Source organism: Bradyrhizobium sp. T-1 (assembly GCF_053592855.1).
Window position 1 is genome coordinate 7998990 of sequence record NZ_CM132115.1, and the last position, 21131, is coordinate 8020120.

Consider the following 21131-nt stretch of genomic DNA (forward strand, 5'->3'; position numbering starts at 1 on the left):
TGGCGAAAGCCAGGACCGATTACCCCATGGAGAGGTTTGGGGACGACCGGTCGTTCGCGACTGATTGCGGCTGCAACCGATAGATCACGCGGTGGGTCCTGGCTTACGCCAGGACGACGGCGTGTTCGCGGCACGGACCTTTCCGCGCCTCACGCTGCCTCAAATCCCCAAATATTTGTGCTGCAGATCCGGCTCGGCCATCAGCTCGTTCGACGTGCCGCTCCACACCGTCTTGCCGCGCTCGATGATGAAGTGGCGATCGCAGATGCGGGCGAGGTGGTCGACGTTCTTGTCGACGACCAGGATCGATTGGCCCCGGCTTTTCAGCAACGACAGGCAATTCCAGATCTCTTCGCGGATCAACGGCGCGAGACCCTCGGTGGCTTCGTCCAGAATCAGGAGTTTCGGGTTGGTCATCAGCGCGCGGCCGATGGCGAGCATCTGCTGTTCGCCGCCGGAGAGCTGATTGCCCATGTTGGCGGCGCGCTCGGCGAGGCGCGGGAACAGCACGTAGATTGCGGCGAGCGTCCAGGGATTGGCGCTATCAAAGCGGTCGGCGGCGGCCGCGACGAGATTCTCGCGCACGGTGAGGTTCGGAAAGATCTGGCGGCCCTCGGGCACGAGGCCGATGCCGAGCTTGGCGATGCGGTACGACGGCAGCTGCCGGACCTCCGTACCCGCAAAGCGGATGCTGCCGGCGCGTGCCGGCGTCAGGCCCATGATCGAGCGGATCGTCGTGGTCTTGCCCATGCCGTTGCGGCCCATCAGCGAGACCATCTCGCCCGGCCTGATCGACAGGGACAGGCCGAACAGCACTTGGCTGAGACCGTAACAGGTCTCGATGCCGTCGACGTCGAGCAGCGTATCAGCCATGGTGAGTCACCACATGCTGGTCGCCGAGATAGGCGCGCTTGACGTCCTCGTTGGCGCGGATCGCCGCGGGATCTCCGGACGCGATGACGCGGCCATAGACCAGCACCGAGATGCGGTCGGCGAGCGCGAACACCGCCGGCATGTCGTGCTCGACCAGCACGATCGAGACTTCTCTCCGCAGCTCCTGCAGCAGCTTCACCATGCCCTGCGATTCGGTGACGCCGAGCCCGGCCATCGGCTCGTCGAGCAGCAGCAGCTTCGGCTTGCTGGCGAGCGCGACCGCAAGCTCGATCTGGCGCCGCTCGCCATGGCTGAGCTTCGACACCAGAACATCGGCGCGATGAGCCAGACCGACGCGGTCGAGCGCGGCGTGCGCGGCATCGCGCAGGCCCTTCTCCTTCCGCGCATTGGCGAAAAAGCGGAATGAGTGACCTGCATGCGCCTGCGCCGCCAGCGCGACATTGTCGGCGGCGGTGAAGTCGAGCAGCAGCGAGGTGATCTGGAATGAGCGGGCGAGGCCCAGCGCGCAGCGGCGATAGGCCGGCAGATAAGTGATGTCCCGTCCGCCCAGCGAGACGCTGCCGGAATGCGGTTCGAGGTGCCCGGTAAGCTGGCTGATCAGCGTGGTCTTGCCGGCGCCGTTCGGACCGATGATGGCGTGCAACTCGCCGGCCGCGACGTCGAGCGAGACGTTGTCCGTCGCGACGATGCCGCCGAAACGGCGCACCAGCTTTTCGACGCGGAGCAGCGGTTCAGCCACGATTGAGCCTCCCCAGAAGGCCCATGATGCCGCCGCGGCCGAACAGCACGATCAGCAGCAACAGCGGGCCCATGATCAGCGCCCAATATTCGGTGATCTGCGACAGAAACTCCTCCAGCAGCAGATAGACCACCGCACCCATGACGGGGCCGAACAGCGTGCCCATGCCGCCGAGAATCACCATCACCATGAGGTCACCGGAGCGGGTCCAGTACATCACGGCCGGGCTGACGAAATCGGTATTGTTGGCGAGCAGCGCGCCGGCGAGGCCGCACATGGTGCCTGATATGACGAAGCAGACGAGCTGGTAGCGCTTGGCGGGAAAGCCGATCGCCTGCATACGCTGCTCGTTGGAGCGCAGGCCCTGCACGACGAGGCCGAAGCGCGAATTGACGATGCGCCAGATCAGGAAGATCACGCCGAACAGACAGGCAAGGCAGAGATAATAAAACTGCGTGCGGTTCGACAGGTTGATCAGGCCGGAGAAGTCGCTCCGCTTGTAGACGGTCAGGCCGTCATCGCCGCCGTAGCGCGCAAGGCCCGAGGCGACGTAATAAGCCATCTGCGCGAAGGCCAGCGTGATCATGATGAAATAGACGCCACGCGTTCGCAGCGAGAGCGCGCCGATCACCAGCGCGTAAATTGCAGAGGCCGCGAGCGCGACCGGGAACTGGATGAAGCCGCTTCCGACACCTTCCTGCGCGAGCATGCCGACGGCGTAGCCGCCGATGCCGAGATAGGCGGCGTGACCAAAGCTCATCATGCCGCCAAACCCCATGATGAGGTTGAGGCTCGCCGCCGCCAGCGCCAGGATGACGATGCGGGTGAACAGCGTCAGGATGAAGATGTTGCCGGACAGATAGGAATAGAGCGGCAGCAGCACGAGGCCCGCCAGCATCACGGCCGTGACGGCCTTGCTTACCGAGAAAGTCTTCATCGACGGTTGGCCGGAAACAGCCCCTCCGGCCGCACCACCAGCACGATCGCCATCAGCAGATAGATGAGCATGGACGACAGCGCGGGCGCGGCAGTGGAGGCAGCGGCACCGCTCAGCACCTGCCGCAACAGGTTGGGCAGGAAGGCGCGGCCGAGCGTGTCGATCATGCCGACGAAGATCGCGGCGAGGAAGGCGCCGCGGATCGAGCCGATGCCGCCGATCACGATGATGACGAAGGCGAGGATCAGGATGTTCTCACCCATGCCGATCTGCACGGTGAGGATCGGCGCCTGCATCAGGCCGGCCAATCCTGCGAGCGCGGCGCCAAGCCCGAACACCAACGTGTAGAGCAGCTTGATGTTGATTCCGAGCGCGCCGATCATCTCGCGGTTGGAGGCGCCGGCGCGGATCAGCATACCGATGCGGGTGCGCATCACGCCGAGATAGAGCAGCAGCGCGACCAGCAGCGCGACGATGATGATCGCAAGCCGATAGGCGGGATAGTGAATGCCGGGCAGGATCGGCACCGGCACGGTGAGCCAGGCCGGGAGCGGCAGCGCCAGGCCCGCCGGGCCCCAGATCAGCCGCACAGCCTCGTTGAAGAACAGGATCAGGCCGAAGGTCGCGAGCACATGGTCGAGATGGTCGCGGCCGTAGAGATGCCGCAGCGCACTCATCTCCAGCACGATGCCAAGCACCAGGGTCGCACCGAGCGCCAGCAGTGCGCCGAGCAGGAAGCTTCCGGTCCACGCGGCGAAGGTCGCGGCGAAATAGGCGCCCATCATATAGAGCGAGCCGTGCGCGAGGTTGACGAGATCCATGATCCCGAACACCAGCGTCAGGCCGGCGGCGAGCAGGAACAGCAGCAGGCCGAATTGCAATCCGTTCAAGAACTGTTCGACGACGAGCAGCATCAAGACTCTTTCAGGCGCACACGCACACGCGCCGATGTTCGAACACAGTCGCCATCAGTGAAAGAGCTCCCCCCGCCTCTTCAAGGCGGAAAAATGGGTAATGGCAGTATCGTTCCGAGGCAAGAGCGATTCGACATTGAACATGCACTTTGTTGCATGCCGGTGTCATGCGCTCGAAATCACCCTTGTAAATTCGGCCCTGCAGAACCCGCCCGGCAAAGGCTCCGCACGGGGTGAGGCAGCCTGCCGCACCCAAACGATAACCCTCCCCCCGTTTTCCAGGGAGAGGGGTGCGCGCGAGGCCCGGATGAAAGGGCGACGTCTAGTGCGACGTGACCTGGTGGGGAAAATCGTCCGGCTCGTTGAGTTCGCTGTTGGCCGTCGAGGCCTCCAGCGCCGCCATCCGGAACAGGTAGGCCAGCGTTGCCAGCCCGGTATCTTCGGCCATCTGCGCCAGCTCGAGCGCCATGTCGGACATGTAGCCGAGATTCTCGTCCTTGGTTTCCGCCATGATCTGGCTGTCCCGCATCATATTCGACATTTCAGGCGCTCTTTCGTTGCGCGGCGGTGCGGCCGCAGAGGTTGGCACGGGCGAGGCAATCGAGACGGGGTCCGTCCTGATGGACGACGTTCTTCATCCCGATACGGTCGCGCACGATGTTCAGCGATTCCTGGCGGACCTCGATGGTCGCGGCCATGGTCCAGGAGTCCTCGATCAAGGCCGGCAATCCCAGCGGCGTGACGACAAAGCCGATGTCTTGGAAACGGGGCAGCCACCATGTCTCCATGACAAGGCAAAGCCGCTCGATGCCCTGATCGAGGCAGAACTCCTGCGCCGCCGCCATCAGTTGCAGATTGAACGCGCCATCACGGCGCTCGCGCGTCACGAAGAAGCGCGACCACTCCCAGACCTGCGGGTCTACCGGACAGCCACGCACCGCGGCGAGATGGGGGAACACCTCGCTCATCATGGTCGGCTTGGTGGTCGGATACAGGCGCGAGCCACCGAGCACGCGGCGGTTCTCGAGGGCCAGCAAATAGATCGCGTCCTCATTGTCGTAGGCATCGATCTCGCGGCTGTCGGGCTTGCGCAGCCCCTCCCATTTCCGCTCTTCGACGAAAATCTCGTGACGTACCCGGAAATGCTGCTCGAGGACATCCTCGTAGAGGTGCCGGTTGACGGCAGAAATCACATGAATCATGAACTCCCCCATAGTTTGAAATGGGGGCAGCCTCAGCGAAAAAGGCCAAATCGACTATTGGGAAATTTCCCAGTAGGCGACGATTTCAGGGATTGATGATTCTTTGGCGGATCGCGATCGCGACCGCATGCGTCCGGTTGACGGCGCCGAGCTTGCGCGCAGCGGTTGCAAGATGCTCTTCCGCGGTGCGCTGCGTGATGTTCAGAATCTCGCCGATTTCCCAGGCCGACTTGCCCTGCGACGCCCAGGCGATCACCTCGCGCTCGCGCGGGGTCAAGCGTGCCGACGGATGCGGCGACGGTGCAAGCAAACGACGAATGTGATCGAAGCCGTACATCGCGATCAGATGCAGGGCCGGCTTGCTGCGGACGTTGAGATCGAGATGAACGCCGCCGAGCGAGACACCGGCCTCATACCCGGTCAAGCCGTGGATCGGCACGACAAAGCCGCGCGACATGCGGAAATCGACAGCGCGCCGCATCACCTCCACCGCACCCGGCTCGAACTCCGCGTCATAGGGCGCTTCCGACCATTCGAACGGATTGACCGTCTGGCGGCACTTCCGAATCACGGGATCGACGCGATCGTAGCTCTTTTCGGTATAGAGGCTGAACCATTCGGCCGGCCATTTCTTGGCCAGCACCATCTGGGAAAAGCGCTGATCGGGATTCGGCAATCCGGTGACGATGATGTGCTCGAAGCCATAGCGGCCAAAGGTGATGGCGAGCGCATCCATCGCATCCGGAACCCTGTCATAGGCTCCCAGCCCTTCGATGAAGTCCAGCGCTTCGCGGCCATAATCCACGGCGGACATTGGTGCGTTTCCTGCCTCCTCGCCGCTCGATATAGCACGTCTTGGGCGGCCGCCTCAATTCACTGCATCCGTAATTTCCCGGTGTGGCACTCGCACCGAAGATTTAATCTACTTGTGGAGGAAGTGACGCCCAGTTACACCCAACGCTTCTAGAGCGGGAAAACCACGATGGAAGATGAGAACATCGCGCTCAACAGCGTGCTTGGCCTGGAATTGAACCGCGTGTTTTTCGCCGTCCGCGATACGGCAAACAAGCAGAAGATCATCGAGTTCGCGCGCGACGTGCTGCAAAGCGAACGCCCGAAGCTCGTCGACAGCGTCTCGCCGGAAAAACCCGCGGGCTAGCCGCGCAGGTCGCAGCGGATACCCCCCCGATGCAGCCGATTGTGCAACGATGCCCTTCGTTTTGAGCGCGCTGACCTTGGTTGAAACAATCTGACTGCGACGTTGCCCATCCTTTCCCACTTCGATCAGAGCCCACTTGCCGCTGGATGACATCACGGTTGTCGTGAGATGATCGCCGCCACGATCGTCTTTCGGATGCCAAGACCATGATGACCCTGCGCCAGGTTGAAGTGATCCGTGCCGTGATGGTGACGGGCACCATTGGCGGCGCGGCAAAGCTGTTGAACGTATCGGCACCGGGGATCAGCCGGCTTGTCAAATACACCGAGCGCTCGCTCGGCATCCGCTTCTTCCAGCGCCAGAACGGCCGCTACTTCCCGACGCCGGAAGCCGAGAACATTTTCGAGCAGATCAACGGCGTCTACAAGAAGGTCGACGATCTCTCCGAGATCATCTCCAAGATCGGCCGCGGCGGATTGTCGGAGCTGCGCATCGGCTCGGTGCCCAGCATCTCGCAGGTGATGGTGCCGCGCGCGATCGAGCGGGTCCGCCGCCGCTATCCCGATCTCGGCATCGACATCAACATCCTCAAGCTCGAGGAAGCGATCGACTATCTGATGCTCGGCCGCGGCGAGTGCGTGGCGATGAGCTACCGGCTCGAGCACTCCGGGCTCGACTTCATGCCGCTCGCCTCTGGCGAGCTCTATTGCATCGTGCCGCCGGGCCACGAGCTCGCCGGGCGCAAGCAGGTCTCGGCCGCCGAGATCACCCGCTACCCGCTGATCGGCATCGATCCCAACGACCCCTATGGCCGGATCATGGCCGAGATTTTTGCGCGCAACCGGCTGGAGTACAACATCACCATCCGCGCGCGCTTCGGCACCACGGTCTGCGCGCTGGTGAAGGCCGGGCTCGGCATCGCCATCATCGACCAGTTCACGGTCGCCCATGGCGGCTATCCCGGGATCGAGCTGATCAAGATCACCGAACCGACCCGGTTCGACACCTACATCGCGGTCAAGCGCGGCGCGCCGCTGTCGCTCCATGTCGAGCATTTCATCGAGGCCCTGCGCGCCGAGATGCGCGCGGTCGAACCGTCCCGCGGCCCCGGCAAGGCCGCCGCAGCGCGCGGACGGAGGAAATAACATAATGTTAGGTTTGTCGGATAAATGAGTAATTGTGTTAGGCAGGGGAATGACTATCGTCCCTCTTGGAATTGCGCGGATTTCTCCGCTAATGGCCGGACATCAACGCGCCCCAAAAGCCTATCAAGAGACGATAGTGGATCATGTCTAGCCGCGCCCCCGCTGCCCCCAAAAAGCTCCTGACCGGCCTGATCGGTGCGCCGATCGCTCATTCCGCCTCTCCCGCCATGCACGAGCGCGCCGCCGAGGCTCTCGGACTGCGCGGCCATTATCAGCTCATCGAGGTCGCCGGCGCCGATGCGACCGGGCTGAGGATGATGCTCGAAGGCGTGCGGCGGCTCGGCTTTGCCGGTGTCAACGTCACCTTTCCCTACAAGGAGGCGGTGGTACCGCTGCTCGACGCGCTGGCGCCGGGCGCGGCCGCCATGGGCGCGGTCAACACCGTGGTCGTGAAGGACGGCCGGCTGATCGGCCACAATACCGACACCACGGGCTTTGCCCGTGCGGTATCACCGCTGCTGACGCCATCAGGCAACGCGGTGGCGGTGATCGGCGCCGGCGGCGTCGGCAAGGCGATCGCCTTTGCCCTGGCGGACCGAAAAGTTTCCGACATCCGCATCTTCGACAGTGAGCCGGCGCGGGCCGAAAGGCTTGCCTCGCTCCTGAACGCCACAGGCGCAAGAGTCGTAACCAGCGTCGAGAGCGCGCTGGATGGCGCCACCGGCCTCGTCAACGGCACGCCGGTCGGCATGCTGCCGAACCGCAACACGCCGGTGCCGCCGGCGCTGCTTCGTGCAGACCTGTGGGTCGCGGATGCCGTCTATTCGCCGCTGATCACGCCGCTCCTTGCCGCAGCGCAAGAGAAGGGCGCGCGCGTCATGACCGGCCGGGAGCTTGCAATCTACCAAGCCGCCGACGCCTTCGAATTGTTCACCGGCCTTGCCCCGTCGACCGAAGTCATGGGAGAGGCTTTTGACGCCGTGATGGCTGCGCGCAGCGCCGCCTATCAGGCAGCTTGAGGCGAAGCGGCCGGACACAAGGCCGCTTGCAAAATTGAAACGGGAGGAGAGGACGATGAAATCAACGCTACTGGTGGGCGCGCTGCTCACTGCAATCACGACGACGGGCGCCTTCGCACAGGCGATCAAGCTCGCCGACGTCGCCGAGCTCTCTGGCGGCGGCGCCACCGTCGGCACCAACTGGAAGAACGGCATCGATCTCGCGATCGAGGAGATCAACGCCAAGGGCGGCGTGCTCGGCCGCAAGCTTGAAGTCACCCATGCCGACTCGCAGTCCAATCCCGGCGTCGCCCGCGCGCAGGTGCAAAAAGCACTCGACGCAGAACCCTATGTGCTGCTCGGGCCCGGCTATTCCGGATCCGTGAAGGTCACCGCGCCGCTCGCAGCCGAAGCCGGTATCGCGCAGATCATGGGCGGCGAAGCTGCCGAACTGACGCAGGCCGGCAACAAGTTCCTGTTCCGCACCTCGTTCGGCCAGCAATCCTCGATGCCGAAGGTGGCAAAGTACATCCACGACGACATGAAGGCGAAGTCGGTCGCGGTGGTCTGGGTCAACAACGATTTCGGTCGCGGCGGACGCGACGTCGTCATCAAGGAGCTCGAGCGGCTCGGCTCCAAGGTCGTCGCCGACCTCTCCACTGAGGCGGGCCAGGCCGATTTCGCCGCCGACGTCGGCAAGATCAAGGCTGCCAATCCCGACGCCGTCTTCGTCTATCTCAACGAGGAAGAGAGCGCGCGCATCCTGAAGGAGCTGAAGCGCCAGGGCGTCACCGCACCGCTGATGGGCGAGACCACGCTGATCGGCCAAAAGGTGATCGAGCTCGCCGGCGACGCCGCCAACGGCGCCCGCGGCCATGTCGGTCTCACCACGGATGCCCCAGTCGACCTGATCAAGGGTTTCCGCGACCGCTTCTCGAAGAAGTACAACTATGTCCCCGACCATAACGGCCTGAAGGGCTACCTCGCCGTCTACATGGTGAAGGCCACCACCGAGAAGATGGGCAAGGTCGATCCCAAAGCCTTCGCCGACACGCTCCACGGCTTGACGATCAAGGCCGCGGATGAGCCGGGCATTTTGATGGACGTCACCTTCGATGCGAACGGCGACATCGATCGCCAGAGCTTTCTGGTCGAGGTCGTCGAAGGCAAGCAGGTCGTGAAGCAGGTGCTGCCGAAGATGAAGTGAGGCGTTCTTCGCCTCTCCTCGCAGGCGGGGAGAGGCCGGAATTTGCAAAGCAAATTCCGGGTGAGGGGGAGCCTCACCCCGACCCTCTCCCCGCAAGCGGGGAGAGGGAGAAGAAAGAGGGGAAAATGTCCAATCTGTTCGATCTTCTGGTCGCGGGACTGGCCACCGGCGCGATCTATGCGCTGGTCGCGGTCGGCTTCACGTTGCTGTGGCAGACCTCGCAGACCATCAATTTCGCGCAAGGCGAGTTCGTGATGCTGCCGGCATTCCTGATGCTGGCGGCGATGCATGTCGGCGCGCCGTTCTGGCTCGCGATCATCCTCGGCATTCTGCTGTCGATGATCCTGCTGGGCCTCGCCTTCAAGATGCTGCTGGTCGACCCGATGATGCGCCATGGTGTTCTGCCGCTGGCGATCGCGACCATGGCGCTCGCGATCGGCATCAAGGAGGCCGTCAAGCAGTTCTTCAGCGCAGAGGCTTCGCCCTTCCCGTCGATCGTGCCGACCGGTGACATCTCCGTGCTCGGCCACGCCGTCTCGCTGCAAAGCATCGGCGTCCTGGTCGTTGCCATCCTTGCCGTATTCGGCCTGACCACGCTCCTGAACCGCACCTCGCTCGGCCACCAGATGCAGGCGGCAGCCCAGAACCCGACGGTGGCGCGCATCATCGGCGTGCCCGTCGAGCGCATGATCCTGCTCACCTTCCTGATCAACGCCTTCCTGGTCGCGCTGGCTTCGCTGCTGATCACGCCGATCTATCTGGCAAAATTCTCCTCCGGCGAGGTGCTTGGCCAGGCGGCCTTCATCGCGGCGATCGTCGGCGGCTTCAACCAGGTCCGCGGCGCAATCGCCGGCGGCCTTCTGATCGGCGTGCTGGACAATCTCGCGGCCTCCTACGTCTCGACGCAGTATCGCGCCGCGGTGCCGCTGATCTTCCTGATCGTCGTCATCCTGTTCCGGCCGCAAGGACTGCTCGACCGCGCCGAGGAGCGCACGGTATGAGCGGCTTCGCCAAACCCCTGAAGATCGCGCTCGGCCTCATCGTCATTGCCGGCCTGATCGTCGTCCCCATGAACTTCAACCGCTACGGCCTGTTCATCCTGAGCCAGTGGGCGGTGATGACGATTGCCGCGATGGGGCTCAACCTCACGCTCGGCTATGCCGGACAGGTCTCGCTGGCGCAGGGCGCGTTCGTCGGCATCGGCGCCTATGCGGCGGCGATCATGACGACGCATGGCTGGCCGCTGCCGGCCGCGATCCTGGTCGCGATCGTGCTCAGCTTCGCAGTCGGCTGGGTGCTCGGCTATCCCGCGCTGCGCGTGCAGCATCATTACCTTGCCTTCGTCACGCTGGCGTTCTCGACGCTGGCCTTTTTGGTGTTCCGCAACGAGAGCTGGCTCACGGGCGGCATCTACGGCATCTCCAACATTCCGCGGCCGCACGTCTTCGGCATCGCGACCAACAAGCCGCTGCCATTCTATTATGTCTGCCTCGGATCGCTCGCGATCGTCTCGGTCGCGGTGTGGTGGCTGATCCGATCGCCTTGGGGACGCGCCTTCATGGCGCTGCGCGAGAATCCGCTGCGTGCGCAGTCACTCGGCATCGACACCCGCCGCTACACGCTGATGGCCTTTGCGATCGGCTCGGCGCTCGGCGGCGTGGCCGGCGCGCTCTATGCGCCGCTGACGCAATATATCGACCCCGTTCCCTTCAACCTGTCGCTCTCGCTCGACCTCCTGATGATGGTGATCGTCGGCGGCGCCGGCTTCTATTTCGGCCCGTTCCTGGGAGCGATGATCGCGGTGCTGCTGCCGGAATGGCTGCGCTTCACGGAGGGCTATTATCTGATGCTCTATGCGATCGCGGTGATGGCATTGCTGATCTGGTCGCCGACCGGCATCCTGGGAATTCTCGACCGCTACATGGCCGCACGGCGCACCAAGGCAGCCTCAGCGCTGCGCGCCGTTGCCAAGTCCCGCCTGGAGACGGCGCAATGAGTGCGGTGCTCGAAGTCACAAATATCAAGAAGAACTTTGGCGGCATCAGCGCCGTCGACGGCGTCTCGTTCGACGTCCACGAGGGCGAGATCCTCGGCCTGATCGGCCCGAACGGCTGCGGCAAGTCGACCCTGTTCAACTGCATCCTCGGCCAGCTCACGCCGTCAGGCGGCGAGGTCAAGCTCGACGGCAAGGTCGTCACCGGCTTGCGCCCCTCCGAGCTCAACAAGCTCGGCGTCAGCCGTACTTTCCAACTCTTGCAGGTGTTTCCAAAACTCTCGGTGCGCGAGAACCTGATCCTCGCCGGCCAGGAGCATCAGGGCAACATGGCCTCGCGCCTGGTCGGCCGCTCCGACGCCGGACTGACCGACGCCGCCAACCAGATGATCGGTTTTTTCAAGCTCGACCACCTCGCGGCCGAGCCTGCCGGCGGCCTCTCCTACGGACAGCAAAAGCTGCTCGATGCCGCCATGGCCTTCATGGGCGGCCCGCGACTGGTGCTGCTCGACGAGCCCGCCGGCGGCGTCAACCCGACGATGCTGTCTGACCTCAAGGAGCGGCTGGTCGCGATCAACCGCGAGAAGAACGCGACCTTCGTCGTGATCGAGCACAACATGGAGTTCGTGATGTCGCTGTGCTCACGCGTGATGGTGATGGCGGAAGGCAAGGTGCTGGCGATGGGCCGGCCGGACGAGGTGCGCAAGAACCCCGCCGTGATCGAAGCCTATCTCGGACATTGAGGTGCAACGATGAGCGACCCGATCCTCTCGGTTCACAATCTCGTCGGCGGCTACGGCAAGATGACGATCTTGAACGGCACGACATTCTCGGTGCCGCCAGCGACCATCACCACCATCATCGGCCCGAACGGCGCCGGCAAGTCCACTGTGTTCAAGGCGATCTTCGGCCTGCTCAAGCTGCGCGAGGGCAAGATCAGCTTTGCGGGACGTGACGTCACCAATTTGAGTCAGCGCGCGCTGCTCAATGCCGGTATCTGCTACGTGCCGCAGGGCCGCAACATCTTTCCGGAACTGTCGGTGCGCCACAATGTCGAGCTTGGTGGCGTCGCTGCCGGCAAGGGCATCGACCTGCCGACGCGGATCGAGGCCGCACTCGACCTGTTTCCCGCGCTGCGCCGCAAGTCGACGCAGCAGGCCTCGACACTCTCGGGCGGTGAGCAGAAGCAGCTCGAGATCGCCCGCTCGCTGCTGCTCGAGCCAAAGCTCGTGCTGATCGACGAACCTTCGATCGGCCTCTCGCCGCTGATGGTGCAGCAGACCTTCGACATCCTCAAGAGCTTGCGTGGCCGCGGCGTCACGATCCTGATGATCGAACAGAACGCGCGCTCGGCGCTGGAGATCTCCGATATCGGCATCGTGCTCGAGCTCGGCCAGACCCGCATGGTCGACAAGGCAGAGCGCATCCTCAACGACCCACGCATCGGCCAGCTCTTCCTCGGGGGCGCCATGGAGGAGAGCGCAGCATGAGCGCGCCTCTGCGTATCGCCGTTGCCGGCGCCGGCCTGATCGGCCGCCGCCATATCGAATTGGTCGAGGCATCGCCGGACTGCATGCTGGCCGGTATCGCCGACCCCTCCCCCGCCGCGAAAGAATATGCGCAGGCGCGCAATACGCCCTGGCATGTCGATCACCGCGCACTGCTGGCAGGCGAGAAACCGGACGGTCTCATCATTGCCTCGCCGAACGCGCTGCATTCGCCGGTGGCGCTCGACTGCGCACAAGCCGGAGTGCCCGCGCTGATCGAGAAGCCGGTCACCGACACGGTCGCGGCCGCGCAGCGCCTCTGCGCAGCCGTCAAGCGGACCGGCGTGCCGATGCTGGTCGGTCATCACCGCCGGCACAATCCGATCATCAAGGCCGCACGCGAAAGCGTGGCGAGCGGCATGCTCGGCCAGCTCACGGCCGTGGCCGGACTATGGCTCCTGAAGAAGCCTGATGATTACTTCGACGTGAGTTGGCGGCGCGAGGCAGGCGGCGGCCCGCTACTCATCAACCTCATCCACGACATCGACAATCTTCGTTTTATCTGCGGCGAAATCACCGAAGTGCAGGCGATGACCTCGAACAAGGTTCGCGGCTTCGCCGTCGAGGACACCGCTGCACTGCTGCTGCGCTTTGCCAGTGGCGCGCTGGGAACGGTAACCGTGTCGGATGCGACGCCGGCCCCGTGGAGCTGGGAGTTGGCGTCGGGCGAGAACGCTGCGTACCCCAAGCAGGATCAGCCCTGCTACATCTTCACCGGCACCCGCGGCTCGCTCTCCGTGCCGAACATGGAGCTGTGGTCCTACAAGCAGCCGCCCGGTTGGCACGCGCCGCTGTCGCGCGAGACCATCGCGCCGCCGGCATCCGATCCGCTGGCAGAGCAGCTCAGGCATTTCTGCGCGGTGATCACGGGCCGCGAACAGCCACTGATCTCAGTCGAAGATGCGATGGGCACGCTCGCGGTCGTCGAGGCCGTCAGCGAAGCGGCACGCACGGGCCAGAAAATATCGCCGGGCCACATCATGGAGCAGGCAGCATGAACAAGCGCTCGATCGCGACCGTCTCCCTCTCAGGCGCGCTGGACGAAAAACTGCGCGCGATCGCATCCGCCGGCTTTGAAGCGGTGGAGATCTTCGAGAACGATCTGCTGTCGTTCGGTTCAGGCCCGCGCGACATCGCAAGACTCTGCAAGGATCTCAATCTGGAGATCTGCGCCTTTCAGCCGTTCCGCGATTTCGAGGGCATGCCGGAGCCGCAGCGCTCGCGCAATTTCGCCCGCGCCGAGCGCAAGTTCGATCTGATGCAGGAGCTCGGCACCGATCTGCTGTTGATCTGCTCCAACGTGTCGCCGGCCTCGCTCGGCGGCATCGACCGCGCTGCCGATGATTTTCGCGAGCTCGGCGATCGCGCCGCCAAGCGGGGCTTGCGCGTCGGCTACGAGGCGCTGGCCTGGGGCCGCCATGTCAACGACTATCGCGACGCCTGGGAAATCGTCCGCCGCGCCGATCATCCCGCCATCGGCGTCATCCTCGACTCTTTTCACGCGCTGGCGCCGGGCTTCCCGACCCGCGCGATGGCCTCGATCCCCGGCGACAAGATTTTTCTGGTGCAGCTTGCCGACGCACCCAAACTCGAGCTCGACATCTTGTCGTGGAGCCGGCACTTCCGCTCGTTCCCCGGTCAGGGCGACCTGCCGGTCGGAGAATTCATGCAGGCGATCGCCGCGACCGGCTATGCCGGCCCGTGGTCGCTGGAGATCTTCAACGACCAGTTCCGCGCCGGCTCGGCGGCGCAGACCGCGGTCGACGGACTGCGCTCGCTGATCCTGCTGCAGGACCAGCTCGCCCCGGACTGGCCGAAGCTCGTCGGCGAGCCCCTGGCGCCGAAGGCCAAGAGCCACGGCACCGGCTTCATCGAATTCGCCGTCAACGAGACCAAGGCCGGCGAGCTCGCGCATCTGTTTTCACAGCTCGGCTTCCGCAAGACCGGCAAGCATCGCAGCAAGGCGGTCGAGCGCTGGTCGCAGGGCAAGGTCGAGCTCGTGATCAATTCGGAGACCGACGGCTTTGCGCATTCGCACTATGTCACGCACGGCCCCGGCGTCTGCGCCATCGCGCTCGATGTCGACAATGCCGGCCTCGCCATGCAGCGCGCCGAGACGCTGAAGGCGCGCACCTTCTATCAGCCGGTCGGACCGGGCGAATTGGAGATCCCGGCGATCCACGGCGTCGGCGGCAGCCTGCTCTACTTTCTCGACCAGGCCGGCAAGAACTGGGACACGGATTTCGAGCCTGTGACGAGCGACGCAAGCGCCGATGCGCTGCTGGCGGTCGATCACATCGCGCAGTCGATGCCCTATGACGAGATGCTGTCCTGGCTGCTGTTCTACACCGGCATTCTCGATCTGAAGCGCCTGCCGCAGATGGAGATCGCCGACCCCCGCGGCCTCGTGCAGAGCCAAGCCCTCATCAACGCCGACCAGAGCCTGCGCTTCGTCGTCAACGGCTCCTCAGCCAACCGCACTCTGCCGGCGCGTTTCATCTCGGAATTTTTCGGCTCGGGCGTGCAGCACGTCGCGTTTGCGTGCGAGGATATCTTCGCGACCGTCGCCGCGATGCGCGCCCGTGGCGCAGGCTTCCTCGACATCCCCGAGAATTATTACGACGACATCGAAGCCAAATACGACCTCGCGCCCGATGTCATGGCAAACCTCCGTGCCAACCACATTCTCTACGACCGCGAGGGTGACGGCGAGTTCTTCCAGGTCTACACCCACATTTTCGACGAGCGGTTCTTCTTCGAGATCGTGGAGCGGAGGAATTATCAGGGCTTTGGTGCGGCGAATGCGGGCATCAGGCTGGCCGCGCAGGCCCGCGAGGTACGACCTGCAAGCATGCCGCGGGTGTAGGCTCCCTCTTCCCCTCTCCTCTTGTAGGAGAGGGTGGGCGAGACGGGTGAGGGGTATCTCTCCGCGAATGCGATAGAGATTGCTTCGCGGAAGCAACCCCTCATCCGACGCTTCGCGCCACCTTCTCCCACAAGGGGAGAAGGGGCAACATCGCATGTGGCTACTTCATCGGGCACTTGTCGTGGAAGCGGTCCTGATCGTTGGTGACGATGGTGGCAACGGTCTTCAGCGAAAGCTCGCCGCCGGCGCCCTTCACCACGTCCTGAAGATAGAAGTTCTGGATCGGGATGTGATTGTTGCCGTATTTGAACGCGCCGCGCAGCGACTTGAAATTGGCCTTCTCCATCTCGGCCTTCATCGCATCCTTCTTGGAAGTGTCGCCGCCGACGGCGACCACCGCGCTGTTGATGAGCTGGGCCGCGTCATAGGCCTGTGCGCCGTAGTAGCTCGGCCGGGCGCTGGGATATTTCGTGCGGTAGTCGGCGACAAACTTCTTGTTCTGCTCGTTGGGCAAGTCGTTCACCCATTCCTGCGCACCGGGCACCCCGAACGCATTCTCCTTCTGCAAAGGCAACGTCGTCTCGTCGACGGTGAAGGCGGTGTAGAGCGGCATGGTGCTCTTCATGCCGGCCTGGACATATTGATTGAGGAACTGCGCGCCGGCCGCACCGGGATAGAACACGAAGATCGATTCGGCGCCGGAGGCGCGGGCTTTGGCCAACTCGGCGGAGAAGTCGAGCTGGCTCGGCCAGACCGTGTATTCCTCACCCTTGACCTCGCCCTTGAACGTGCTCTTCACGCCCGCAAGCATGTCCTTGCCGGCGGCGTAGTTCGGGCCGATCAGGAACACGCTCTTGACGCCGTTCGCGTTCATGTAGAGGCCCATAGCGGCCGGCGTCTGGTCGTTCTGCCAGGAGGTCGAGAACACGTATTGCGAACACAGCTCGCCCGCGAGCTGTGACGGGCCGGCATTGGCGGAGATCAGGAAGGTCTGGGAGTCCACCGCGGTCTTGAGCGAGGCGAGCAGCACGTTCGACCAGATGTAGCCGACGAGGAAATCGACCTTGTCGGATTGCACCAGCTTCTCGGTCTTCTGCTTGCCGACATCGGGCTTCTGGCCATCGTCCTCATAGATCACCTCGACCGGCTTGCCGCCCATCTTGCGGCCGAGATGATCGAGCGCGAGCTCGAAGGAGTTGCGCATGTCGTTGCCGATCACGGCGGTCGGGCCGCTGAAGGTCGAGACGAAACCGATCTTGATGGTGTCGCCGGCGAATGCCGGGCTCGCCAGCACCAGCGCCGCTGCGCCCGCCAGCCAGAATGCCGTCCTCATAACTCACTCCCCTCCTTATTATTGATCCCGGAAACGGGGTGATCGCCGCCCCGGGCCTGTGTCTATTGAACGCAAAATCCGTCGCGCCGCCAATGGCTCAGCGCCCGCCCTGCACCATATTTCGCCCCAAACGGGGATGGCAAGAAATATAATTCTACTCACTTTGGCCGAGGCTGCGGCGCTTTTTCGCGGGATGTCGATACATCCGGCCTATGCGGCGATAGATGACGGCTATTGGACCGCGCCCCCCGATCCGCACTTAAATGAAAGAAGTGAGCAGCGAGATTCGAGGACACATCATGACCACGACACCGCATCGCGTCGTCATCGTCGGGGCCGGCTTTGGCGGGCTGGAGACCACCTACCGGCTCGCGGGGGCGCCGGTCGAGATCACGCTGATCGACCGCCGCAATCATCATCTGTTTCAACCGCTGCTCTACCAGGTCGCGACCGCCTCGCTCGCCACCAGCGAGATCGCCTGGCCTGTCCGCCACCTCATGCGCGACCGGCGCGAGGTGACGACGCTGTTTGCGACCGTCAGTGGCGTCGATGCCGGCAGACGCTGCGTGCTGATCGACGACGGCAGCGAGGTGCCCTACGACACGCTGGTGCTCGCGACCGGCGCGCGCCACGCCTATTTTGGCCATGATGAATGGGAGACGTGGGCGCCAGGCCTCAAGACGCTGGAGGACGCAACCACGCTGCGTCGTCACATCCTGGTAGCCTTCGAGCGCGCCGAGCGCGAGACCGATCCGGCCAGGCGCGCTGCGCGGCTGACTTTTGTGATCATCGGCGCCGGCCCGACCGGCGTCGAGCTCGCCGGCACCATCGCCGAGATGGCGCACCACACGCTGCCCGGCGACTTCCGCAATATCGACACGACCAAGGCCCGCGTCGTGCTGATCGAGGCCGGCCCGCGCGTGCTCGCGGGCTTCCCCGACGATCTCTCCGCCTATGCGCAGGCCTCGCTCGAAAAGATCGGCGTCGAGGTCGTGCTCGGACAGGCTGTCACCGAGATCAACCGTGAAGGCGTCGTGTTCGGCGGCAAACTGCTCGAGGCGAAGACGCGAATCTGGGCCGCCGGCGTCCGCGCCTCGCCGGCCGCCGAATGGCTGGGCGCACCGAGCGATCGCGCCGGGCGCGTGCAGGTGAACGACGACCTCACCATTCCCGGCCATGCCGAGATTTTTGCGATCGGCGACACCATCAACATCAACGCCTGGGACGGCAAGCCGGTACCCGGCATCGCTCCGGCCGCGAAGCAGCAGGGCAAGCATGTCGCCGAGACCATCAAGGCGCGGCTGCGCGGCGAGAGCAAGGGCGCGTTCCGTTACAAGCATGCCGGCAGCCTCGCACAAATCGGCAAGCGACTTGCCGTGATCGATTTCGGCAAGGTGAAACTGCGCGGCACCATCGCGTGGTGGATCTGGGGCATCGCCCACATCTACTTCCTGATCGGGCTGCGCCATCGCCTGAGCGTGGCACTGAGCTGGCTCTGGATCTACGCCCGCGACCAGCGGGCGGCGCGGTTGATCACTCAGGGAAGCAGCAAGGTGGTGTGAGCATTCTCCTCCCTCTCCCCGGTCTGAACATTCTTACGGGGAGAGGGTTGGGGTGAGGGGCCCTCTCCGCGGAGCAGATGGACGTGGGACCTGTACCCCCTCACCCGGAATCCGCGCTTCGCGCGAATTCCGACCTCTCCCCGCGGGGAGAGGTGAAAAGACCACCTACTTCACCAACTCGCACCCGCCCTCAGCCATCGGTCGGAATGCCTGTTCCGCGGGAATCGTCGAGACCAGCTTGTAATAATCATACGGATATTTCGACTCCTCCGGCTTCTTCACCTCGAACAGGTACATCGGATGCACGACACGGCCGTCCTGGCGGATTGCGGTGTCGCCGAACAGCTTGTCCCTGCCTTTGAACTTCTTCATCTCAGGCACGACATCCTTGGCACTATCGCTTCCGGTCGCGGCGACCGCGTTGAGATAAGCCAGCGTAGAGGCATAGACGCCGGCCTGATTGCCGCTCGGCATCTTGCCGTTCATGCCCGGACGCGCCGCGAAGCGCTTGGCGAAGGCGCGGGTGTCATCGTTCATGTCCCAGTAAAAGGCTTCCATGAGCTGAAGGCCCTGCGCGACCTTGATGCCCATGCCGTGGACGTCGTTGATGAAGAGCAGGAAGGCGACGAGCTTCTGCCCGTTCTGCTGGATACCGAATTCGGCGGCCTGCTTCACCGCGTTGATGGTGTCGCCGCCTGCATTGGCAAGGCCGATCACCTGCGCCTTCGAGCCCTGCGCCTGCAAGAGGAACGAGGCAAAATCGGACGTGCCGAGCGGATGTTTCGAGGAGCCGATCACCTTGCCGCCATGGGCTTCGATATATTTCTGCGCCTCCGACTCGATGCCCTTGCCGAGAGCGAAATCGACCGTGAGGAAGTACCAGTCCTTGCCGCCGCGCGACACCATGGCGGCTGCCGTGGTATTGCCGGTCGCCCAGGTGTCGTTGACCCATTGGATAGTGTTGGGCGAGCAGGCCTTGCCGGTGAGATCGGCGCTCGCAGTCGACGACGCCAGGAACGTCATGCGGCTGTCGCGCAGCAGCGTGTTGATGGAAAGGCCGACCGCCGAATTCGGCACGTCGACGATGGCGTCGACGCCCTCGACGTCGAGCCATTTGCGCGCGATGGCATTGCCGACATCGGCCTTGTTCTGGTGGTCGGCGTAGACGATCTCGACCTTGATGCCCTTAGCTCCGCCGTTGAAATCCTCCGCCGCCATGCGCGCGGCCTCGACCGAGCCCATCCCATTAGTGTCCTGGAAGATTCCGGAGATGTCGTTGAGTACGCCGATCCGCACGACATTGTCGGAAATCTCGGCACTCGCTGCGCCGCCGATGAGGCTCGCCGCCAGCGCGATCGTCCACGTCAGATTCTTCATGGGTCCCTCCCCCGTTTGTTGCCTTGGCCGCCAGCCGCGTCAGGCGGGCGTGATCGTCACCGGCAGGCTGTCAAGCCCGCGCAGTGTGTTGTTGAAGCGGCGCTTGGGCTCGCCCGTGATCTCGATGCGGGCGACCCGACGGGCCAGCGCCGAGAGCATCGTCTCGCCTTCGAGCCGCGCCACGAGCTGGCCGACGCACATGTGGATACCGGAGCCGTAGCCAACATGGCCGGAGGTGCGGCGGGCGATGTCGTAACTGTCAGGCCTGTCCCAGCGCCTGGGATCGCGGTTGGCAGCGGCGAGGAACATCAGCACTTTCTCGCCCTCACCGATGGTTGCATCTGAGAGTTCGACCTCTCGCGTGGTCGTGCGGAAAAAAGTCTGCACCGGGCTTTCAAAGCGCACCGCTTCCTCAAAGGCATTTCGCGCCAGTGTGAGGTCGTCGCGCAGGCGCTGCCACTGATCGGGGAAACGCGCCAGGCAATAGATGGCAGCACCGATACCGTTGACCGTGGTGTCGAGGCCGGCCGACAGCAGTGAACGCACCAGCAGCGGCGCTTCCGTGGCCGTGATGGCGCCCTCGTCGACATGGGCATGAATGCAGGCGCCGATGCCGCCGGGCGTGAGATTGTCGCGCTGGCACTGGTCGGCGACGTAGGCCAGGCGCGGCGCCGACCGAGCAATGGCATCCTGGCGCAGCTGGTTCGGCGGGCCGAACGCATTGAAGACGACGCTCGCATAGGGAATGAGATGCTCGCGGCCCTGAGGCTTCAGGCCGAGCGCATCCGGGAAGATCGAGAGCGGATAGGCTTCGGCGAGATCGGCGATCGCATCGAAGCTGCGCCTTTCCAGCAACGCGTCCACGCGCTCCTCAGCCGCCGCGGCAAAGCGGTCGCGGAGCCCCTTCATGACGGTTGGCGACAGGACCTTGGAGAGTACGGCGCGGGTGCGAGTATGCTCGGGCGGATCGGCCTCGAGGATCAGGCTCGGCGGCCGCCACGGCGTTTCCTTCTTGAAATCGGAGAGGCCGACACCGCGGCTGGAGCAGAACGTCGCGGGGTCGTTCAGGACGGCGTGCACCTCAGCATAACGGGCCACGCCATAGACGTTCCACCTGTCGAGATAGACGACGGGACCGGTCTCGCGCAGCAGCTCATGCGTGGGATAAGGGTCGGCGAAAAAGTTCATGTCGAAGGGATCGACATCGAGATGCGGGACGTCGGTTGCGATCGAGCCGGATGCACTCATAAGGGTTCTC

21 protein-coding genes are annotated in these 21131 nt (G+C 64.0%); 11 read left to right on the forward strand and 10 right to left on the reverse strand.

The genetic code is table 11. The features are described 5' to 3' along the window. Nucleotides 1-159 precede the first annotated feature (159 nt). From ACWAT4_RS38245 to ACWAT4_RS38275, 7 genes are all read right to left on the reverse strand, one after another. Complete coding sequence (locus ACWAT4_RS38245; RefSeq protein WP_212303405.1) at nt 160-873, reverse strand: ABC transporter ATP-binding protein; 714 nt, start codon at nt 871-873, stop codon at nt 160-162. Then, nucleotides 866-1633: an ABC transporter ATP-binding protein gene (locus ACWAT4_RS38250; RefSeq protein WP_212303404.1), complete on the reverse strand. Its 768-nt coding sequence runs from the start codon at nt 1631-1633 to the stop codon at nt 866-868. The genes ACWAT4_RS38245 and ACWAT4_RS38250 overlap by 8 nt, the downstream gene beginning before the upstream one ends. Continuing rightward, nucleotides 1626-2570 carry a branched-chain amino acid ABC transporter permease gene (locus ACWAT4_RS38255; protein WP_212303403.1) on the reverse strand — a complete coding sequence of 315 codons (945 nt, stop codon included), beginning with the start codon at nt 2568-2570 and terminating at the stop codon, nt 1626-1628. Before ACWAT4_RS38255 ends, ACWAT4_RS38250 begins: the two co-directional genes overlap by 8 nt. Next, the gene (locus ACWAT4_RS38260) at nt 2567-3484 is read right to left on the reverse strand and encodes a branched-chain amino acid ABC transporter permease (protein WP_092251677.1); all 918 of its coding nucleotides are present in this window, start codon (nt 3482-3484) and stop codon (nt 2567-2569) included. The genes ACWAT4_RS38255 and ACWAT4_RS38260 overlap by 4 nt, the downstream gene beginning before the upstream one ends. A 322-nt stretch (nt 3485-3806) precedes the next feature. Further along, on the reverse strand, nt 3807-4025 hold the full coding sequence (locus ACWAT4_RS38265) for a hypothetical protein (RefSeq protein WP_212303402.1): 219 nt from the start codon (nt 4023-4025) through the stop codon (nt 3807-3809). Nucleotide 4026: 1 nt separating this feature from the next. Beyond that, entirely contained in the window at nt 4027-4686 is a 660-nt protein-coding gene (locus ACWAT4_RS38270; protein WP_212446989.1) for an acyl-homoserine-lactone synthase, read from the reverse strand. Between the two features lie 85 nt (nt 4687-4771). Further along, on the reverse strand, nt 4772-5500 hold the full coding sequence (locus ACWAT4_RS38275; protein WP_212424388.1) for a LuxR family transcriptional regulator: 729 nt from the start codon (nt 5498-5500) through the stop codon (nt 4772-4774). 168 nt (nt 5501-5668) lie between these two features. On the opposite strand from ACWAT4_RS38275, the gene ACWAT4_RS38280 reads away from it, so the two are divergent. The 10 genes from ACWAT4_RS38280 (at nt 5669) to ACWAT4_RS38325 (ending at nt 15601) form a co-directional block, all read left to right on the forward strand. Continuing rightward, a complete protein-coding gene (locus ACWAT4_RS38280) occupies nt 5669-5845 on the forward strand; it encodes a hypothetical protein (RefSeq protein ID WP_212303399.1) in 177 nt (58 codons plus the stop codon). Between the two features lie 206 nt (nt 5846-6051). Beyond that, on the forward strand, nt 6052-6990 hold the full coding sequence (locus ACWAT4_RS38285) for a LysR family transcriptional regulator (RefSeq protein ID WP_212303398.1): 939 nt from the start codon (nt 6052-6054) through the stop codon (nt 6988-6990). Nucleotides 6991-7133: 143 nt separating this feature from the next. After that, a complete protein-coding gene (locus ACWAT4_RS38290) occupies nt 7134-8009 on the forward strand; it encodes a shikimate dehydrogenase (protein WP_212424387.1) in 876 nt (291 codons plus the stop codon). A 55-nt stretch (nt 8010-8064) separates the two neighbouring features. Continuing rightward, nucleotides 8065-9195 carry an ABC transporter substrate-binding protein gene (locus tag ACWAT4_RS38295; RefSeq protein WP_212303396.1) on the forward strand — a complete coding sequence of 377 codons (1131 nt, stop codon included), beginning with the start codon at nt 8065-8067 and terminating at the stop codon, nt 9193-9195. Nucleotides 9196-9320: 125 nt separating this feature from the next. Then, entirely contained in the window at nt 9321-10196 is an 876-nt protein-coding gene (locus ACWAT4_RS38300) for a branched-chain amino acid ABC transporter permease (protein ID WP_449729469.1), read from the forward strand. After that, the gene (locus ACWAT4_RS38305; RefSeq protein WP_212446984.1) at nt 10193-11191 is read left to right on the forward strand and encodes a branched-chain amino acid ABC transporter permease; all 999 of its coding nucleotides are present in this window, start codon (nt 10193-10195) and stop codon (nt 11189-11191) included. The genes ACWAT4_RS38300 and ACWAT4_RS38305 overlap by 4 nt, the downstream gene beginning before the upstream one ends. Next, the gene (locus ACWAT4_RS38310) at nt 11188-11931 is read left to right on the forward strand and encodes an ABC transporter ATP-binding protein (protein WP_212424385.1); all 744 of its coding nucleotides are present in this window, start codon (nt 11188-11190) and stop codon (nt 11929-11931) included. The genes ACWAT4_RS38305 and ACWAT4_RS38310 overlap by 4 nt, the downstream gene beginning before the upstream one ends. A gap of 9 nt (nt 11932-11940) precedes the next feature. Beyond that, nucleotides 11941-12678 carry an ABC transporter ATP-binding protein gene (locus tag ACWAT4_RS38315; protein ID WP_212424384.1) on the forward strand — a complete coding sequence of 246 codons (738 nt, stop codon included), beginning with the start codon at nt 11941-11943 and terminating at the stop codon, nt 12676-12678. Continuing rightward, complete coding sequence (locus ACWAT4_RS38320; RefSeq protein WP_212424383.1) at nt 12675-13733, forward strand: Gfo/Idh/MocA family protein; 1059 nt, start codon at nt 12675-12677, stop codon at nt 13731-13733. The genes ACWAT4_RS38315 and ACWAT4_RS38320 overlap by 4 nt, the downstream gene beginning before the upstream one ends. After that, nucleotides 13730-15601 carry a bifunctional sugar phosphate isomerase/epimerase/4-hydroxyphenylpyruvate dioxygenase family protein gene (locus ACWAT4_RS38325; RefSeq protein ID WP_212446981.1) on the forward strand — a complete coding sequence of 624 codons (1872 nt, stop codon included), beginning with the start codon at nt 13730-13732 and terminating at the stop codon, nt 15599-15601. The genes ACWAT4_RS38320 and ACWAT4_RS38325 overlap by 4 nt, the downstream gene beginning before the upstream one ends. A gap of 160 nt (nt 15602-15761) precedes the next feature. Here ACWAT4_RS38325 and ACWAT4_RS38330 read toward each other — a convergent pair whose 3' ends face one another. Beyond that, nucleotides 15762-16934 (reverse strand): ABC transporter substrate-binding protein, encoded by a 1173-nt coding sequence (locus ACWAT4_RS38330; RefSeq protein WP_212303389.1) that lies wholly within the window; start codon nt 16932-16934, stop codon nt 15762-15764. Nucleotides 16935-17233: 299 nt separating this feature from the next. Here ACWAT4_RS38330 and ACWAT4_RS38335 point away from each other — a divergent pair, with 299 nt between their 5' ends. Continuing rightward, nucleotides 17234-18496 (forward strand): NAD(P)/FAD-dependent oxidoreductase, encoded by a 1263-nt coding sequence (locus tag ACWAT4_RS38335; protein ID WP_212303388.1) that lies wholly within the window; start codon nt 17234-17236, stop codon nt 18494-18496. A gap of 165 nt (nt 18497-18661) precedes the next feature. Here ACWAT4_RS38335 and ACWAT4_RS38340 read toward each other — a convergent pair whose 3' ends face one another. Both ACWAT4_RS38340 and ACWAT4_RS38345 read right to left on the reverse strand, forming a co-directional pair. Continuing rightward, a complete protein-coding gene (locus tag ACWAT4_RS38340; protein WP_212303387.1) occupies nt 18662-19873 on the reverse strand; it encodes an ABC transporter substrate-binding protein in 1212 nt (403 codons plus the stop codon). A 39-nt stretch (nt 19874-19912) separates the two neighbouring features. Next, nucleotides 19913-21121: a cytochrome P450 gene (locus ACWAT4_RS38345; RefSeq protein ID WP_449729470.1), complete on the reverse strand. Its 1209-nt coding sequence runs from the start codon at nt 21119-21121 to the stop codon at nt 19913-19915. Between the last annotated feature and the right edge of the window lie 10 nt (nt 21122-21131).

What these genes read in the sequence shown, in the direction of transcription:
- ACWAT4_RS38340 (WP_212303387.1), bottom strand. Translation starts at nt 19,873, where the DNA reads ATGAAGAATCTGACGTGGACGATCGCGCTGGCGGCGAGCCTCATCGGC.
- ACWAT4_RS38295 (WP_212303396.1), top strand. Translation starts at nt 8,065, where the DNA reads ATGAAATCAACGCTACTGGTGGGCGCGCTGCTCACTGCAATCACGACG.
- ACWAT4_RS38285 (WP_212303398.1), top strand. Translation starts at nt 6,052, where the DNA reads ATGATGACCCTGCGCCAGGTTGAAGTGATCCGTGCCGTGATGGTGACG.
- ACWAT4_RS38305 (WP_212446984.1), top strand. Translation starts at nt 10,193, where the DNA reads ATGAGCGGCTTCGCCAAACCCCTGAAGATCGCGCTCGGCCTCATCGTC.
- ACWAT4_RS38310 (WP_212424385.1), top strand. Translation starts at nt 11,188, where the DNA reads ATGAGTGCGGTGCTCGAAGTCACAAATATCAAGAAGAACTTTGGCGGC.
- ACWAT4_RS38335 (WP_212303388.1), top strand. Translation starts at nt 17,234, where the DNA reads ATGACCACGACACCGCATCGCGTCGTCATCGTCGGGGCCGGCTTTGGC.
- ACWAT4_RS38280 (WP_212303399.1), top strand. Translation starts at nt 5,669, where the DNA reads ATGGAAGATGAGAACATCGCGCTCAACAGCGTGCTTGGCCTGGAATTG.
- ACWAT4_RS38290 (WP_212424387.1), top strand. Translation starts at nt 7,134, where the DNA reads ATGTCTAGCCGCGCCCCCGCTGCCCCCAAAAAGCTCCTGACCGGCCTG.
- ACWAT4_RS38320 (WP_212424383.1), top strand. Translation starts at nt 12,675, where the DNA reads ATGAGCGCGCCTCTGCGTATCGCCGTTGCCGGCGCCGGCCTGATCGGC.
- ACWAT4_RS38265 (WP_212303402.1), bottom strand. Translation starts at nt 4,025, where the DNA reads ATGTCGAATATGATGCGGGACAGCCAGATCATGGCGGAAACCAAGGAC.
- ACWAT4_RS38325 (WP_212446981.1), top strand. Translation starts at nt 13,730, where the DNA reads ATGAACAAGCGCTCGATCGCGACCGTCTCCCTCTCAGGCGCGCTGGAC.
- ACWAT4_RS38330 (WP_212303389.1), bottom strand. Translation starts at nt 16,934, where the DNA reads ATGAGGACGGCATTCTGGCTGGCGGGCGCAGCGGCGCTGGTGCTGGCG.
- ACWAT4_RS38270 (WP_212446989.1), bottom strand. Translation starts at nt 4,686, where the DNA reads ATGATTCATGTGATTTCTGCCGTCAACCGGCACCTCTACGAGGATGTC.
- ACWAT4_RS38345 (WP_449729470.1), bottom strand. Translation starts at nt 21,121, where the DNA reads ATGAGTGCATCCGGCTCGATCGCAACCGACGTCCCGCATCTCGATGTC.
- ACWAT4_RS38260 (WP_092251677.1), bottom strand. Translation starts at nt 3,484, where the DNA reads ATGCTGCTCGTCGTCGAACAGTTCTTGAACGGATTGCAATTCGGCCTG.
- ACWAT4_RS38315 (WP_212424384.1), top strand. Translation starts at nt 11,941, where the DNA reads ATGAGCGACCCGATCCTCTCGGTTCACAATCTCGTCGGCGGCTACGGC.
- ACWAT4_RS38255 (WP_212303403.1), bottom strand. Translation starts at nt 2,570, where the DNA reads ATGAAGACTTTCTCGGTAAGCAAGGCCGTCACGGCCGTGATGCTGGCG.
- ACWAT4_RS38245 (WP_212303405.1), bottom strand. Translation starts at nt 873, where the DNA reads ATGGCTGATACGCTGCTCGACGTCGACGGCATCGAGACCTGTTACGGT.
- ACWAT4_RS38300 (WP_449729469.1), top strand. Translation starts at nt 9,321, where the DNA reads ATGTCCAATCTGTTCGATCTTCTGGTCGCGGGACTGGCCACCGGCGCG.
- ACWAT4_RS38275 (WP_212424388.1), bottom strand. Translation starts at nt 5,500, where the DNA reads ATGTCCGCCGTGGATTATGGCCGCGAAGCGCTGGACTTCATCGAAGGG.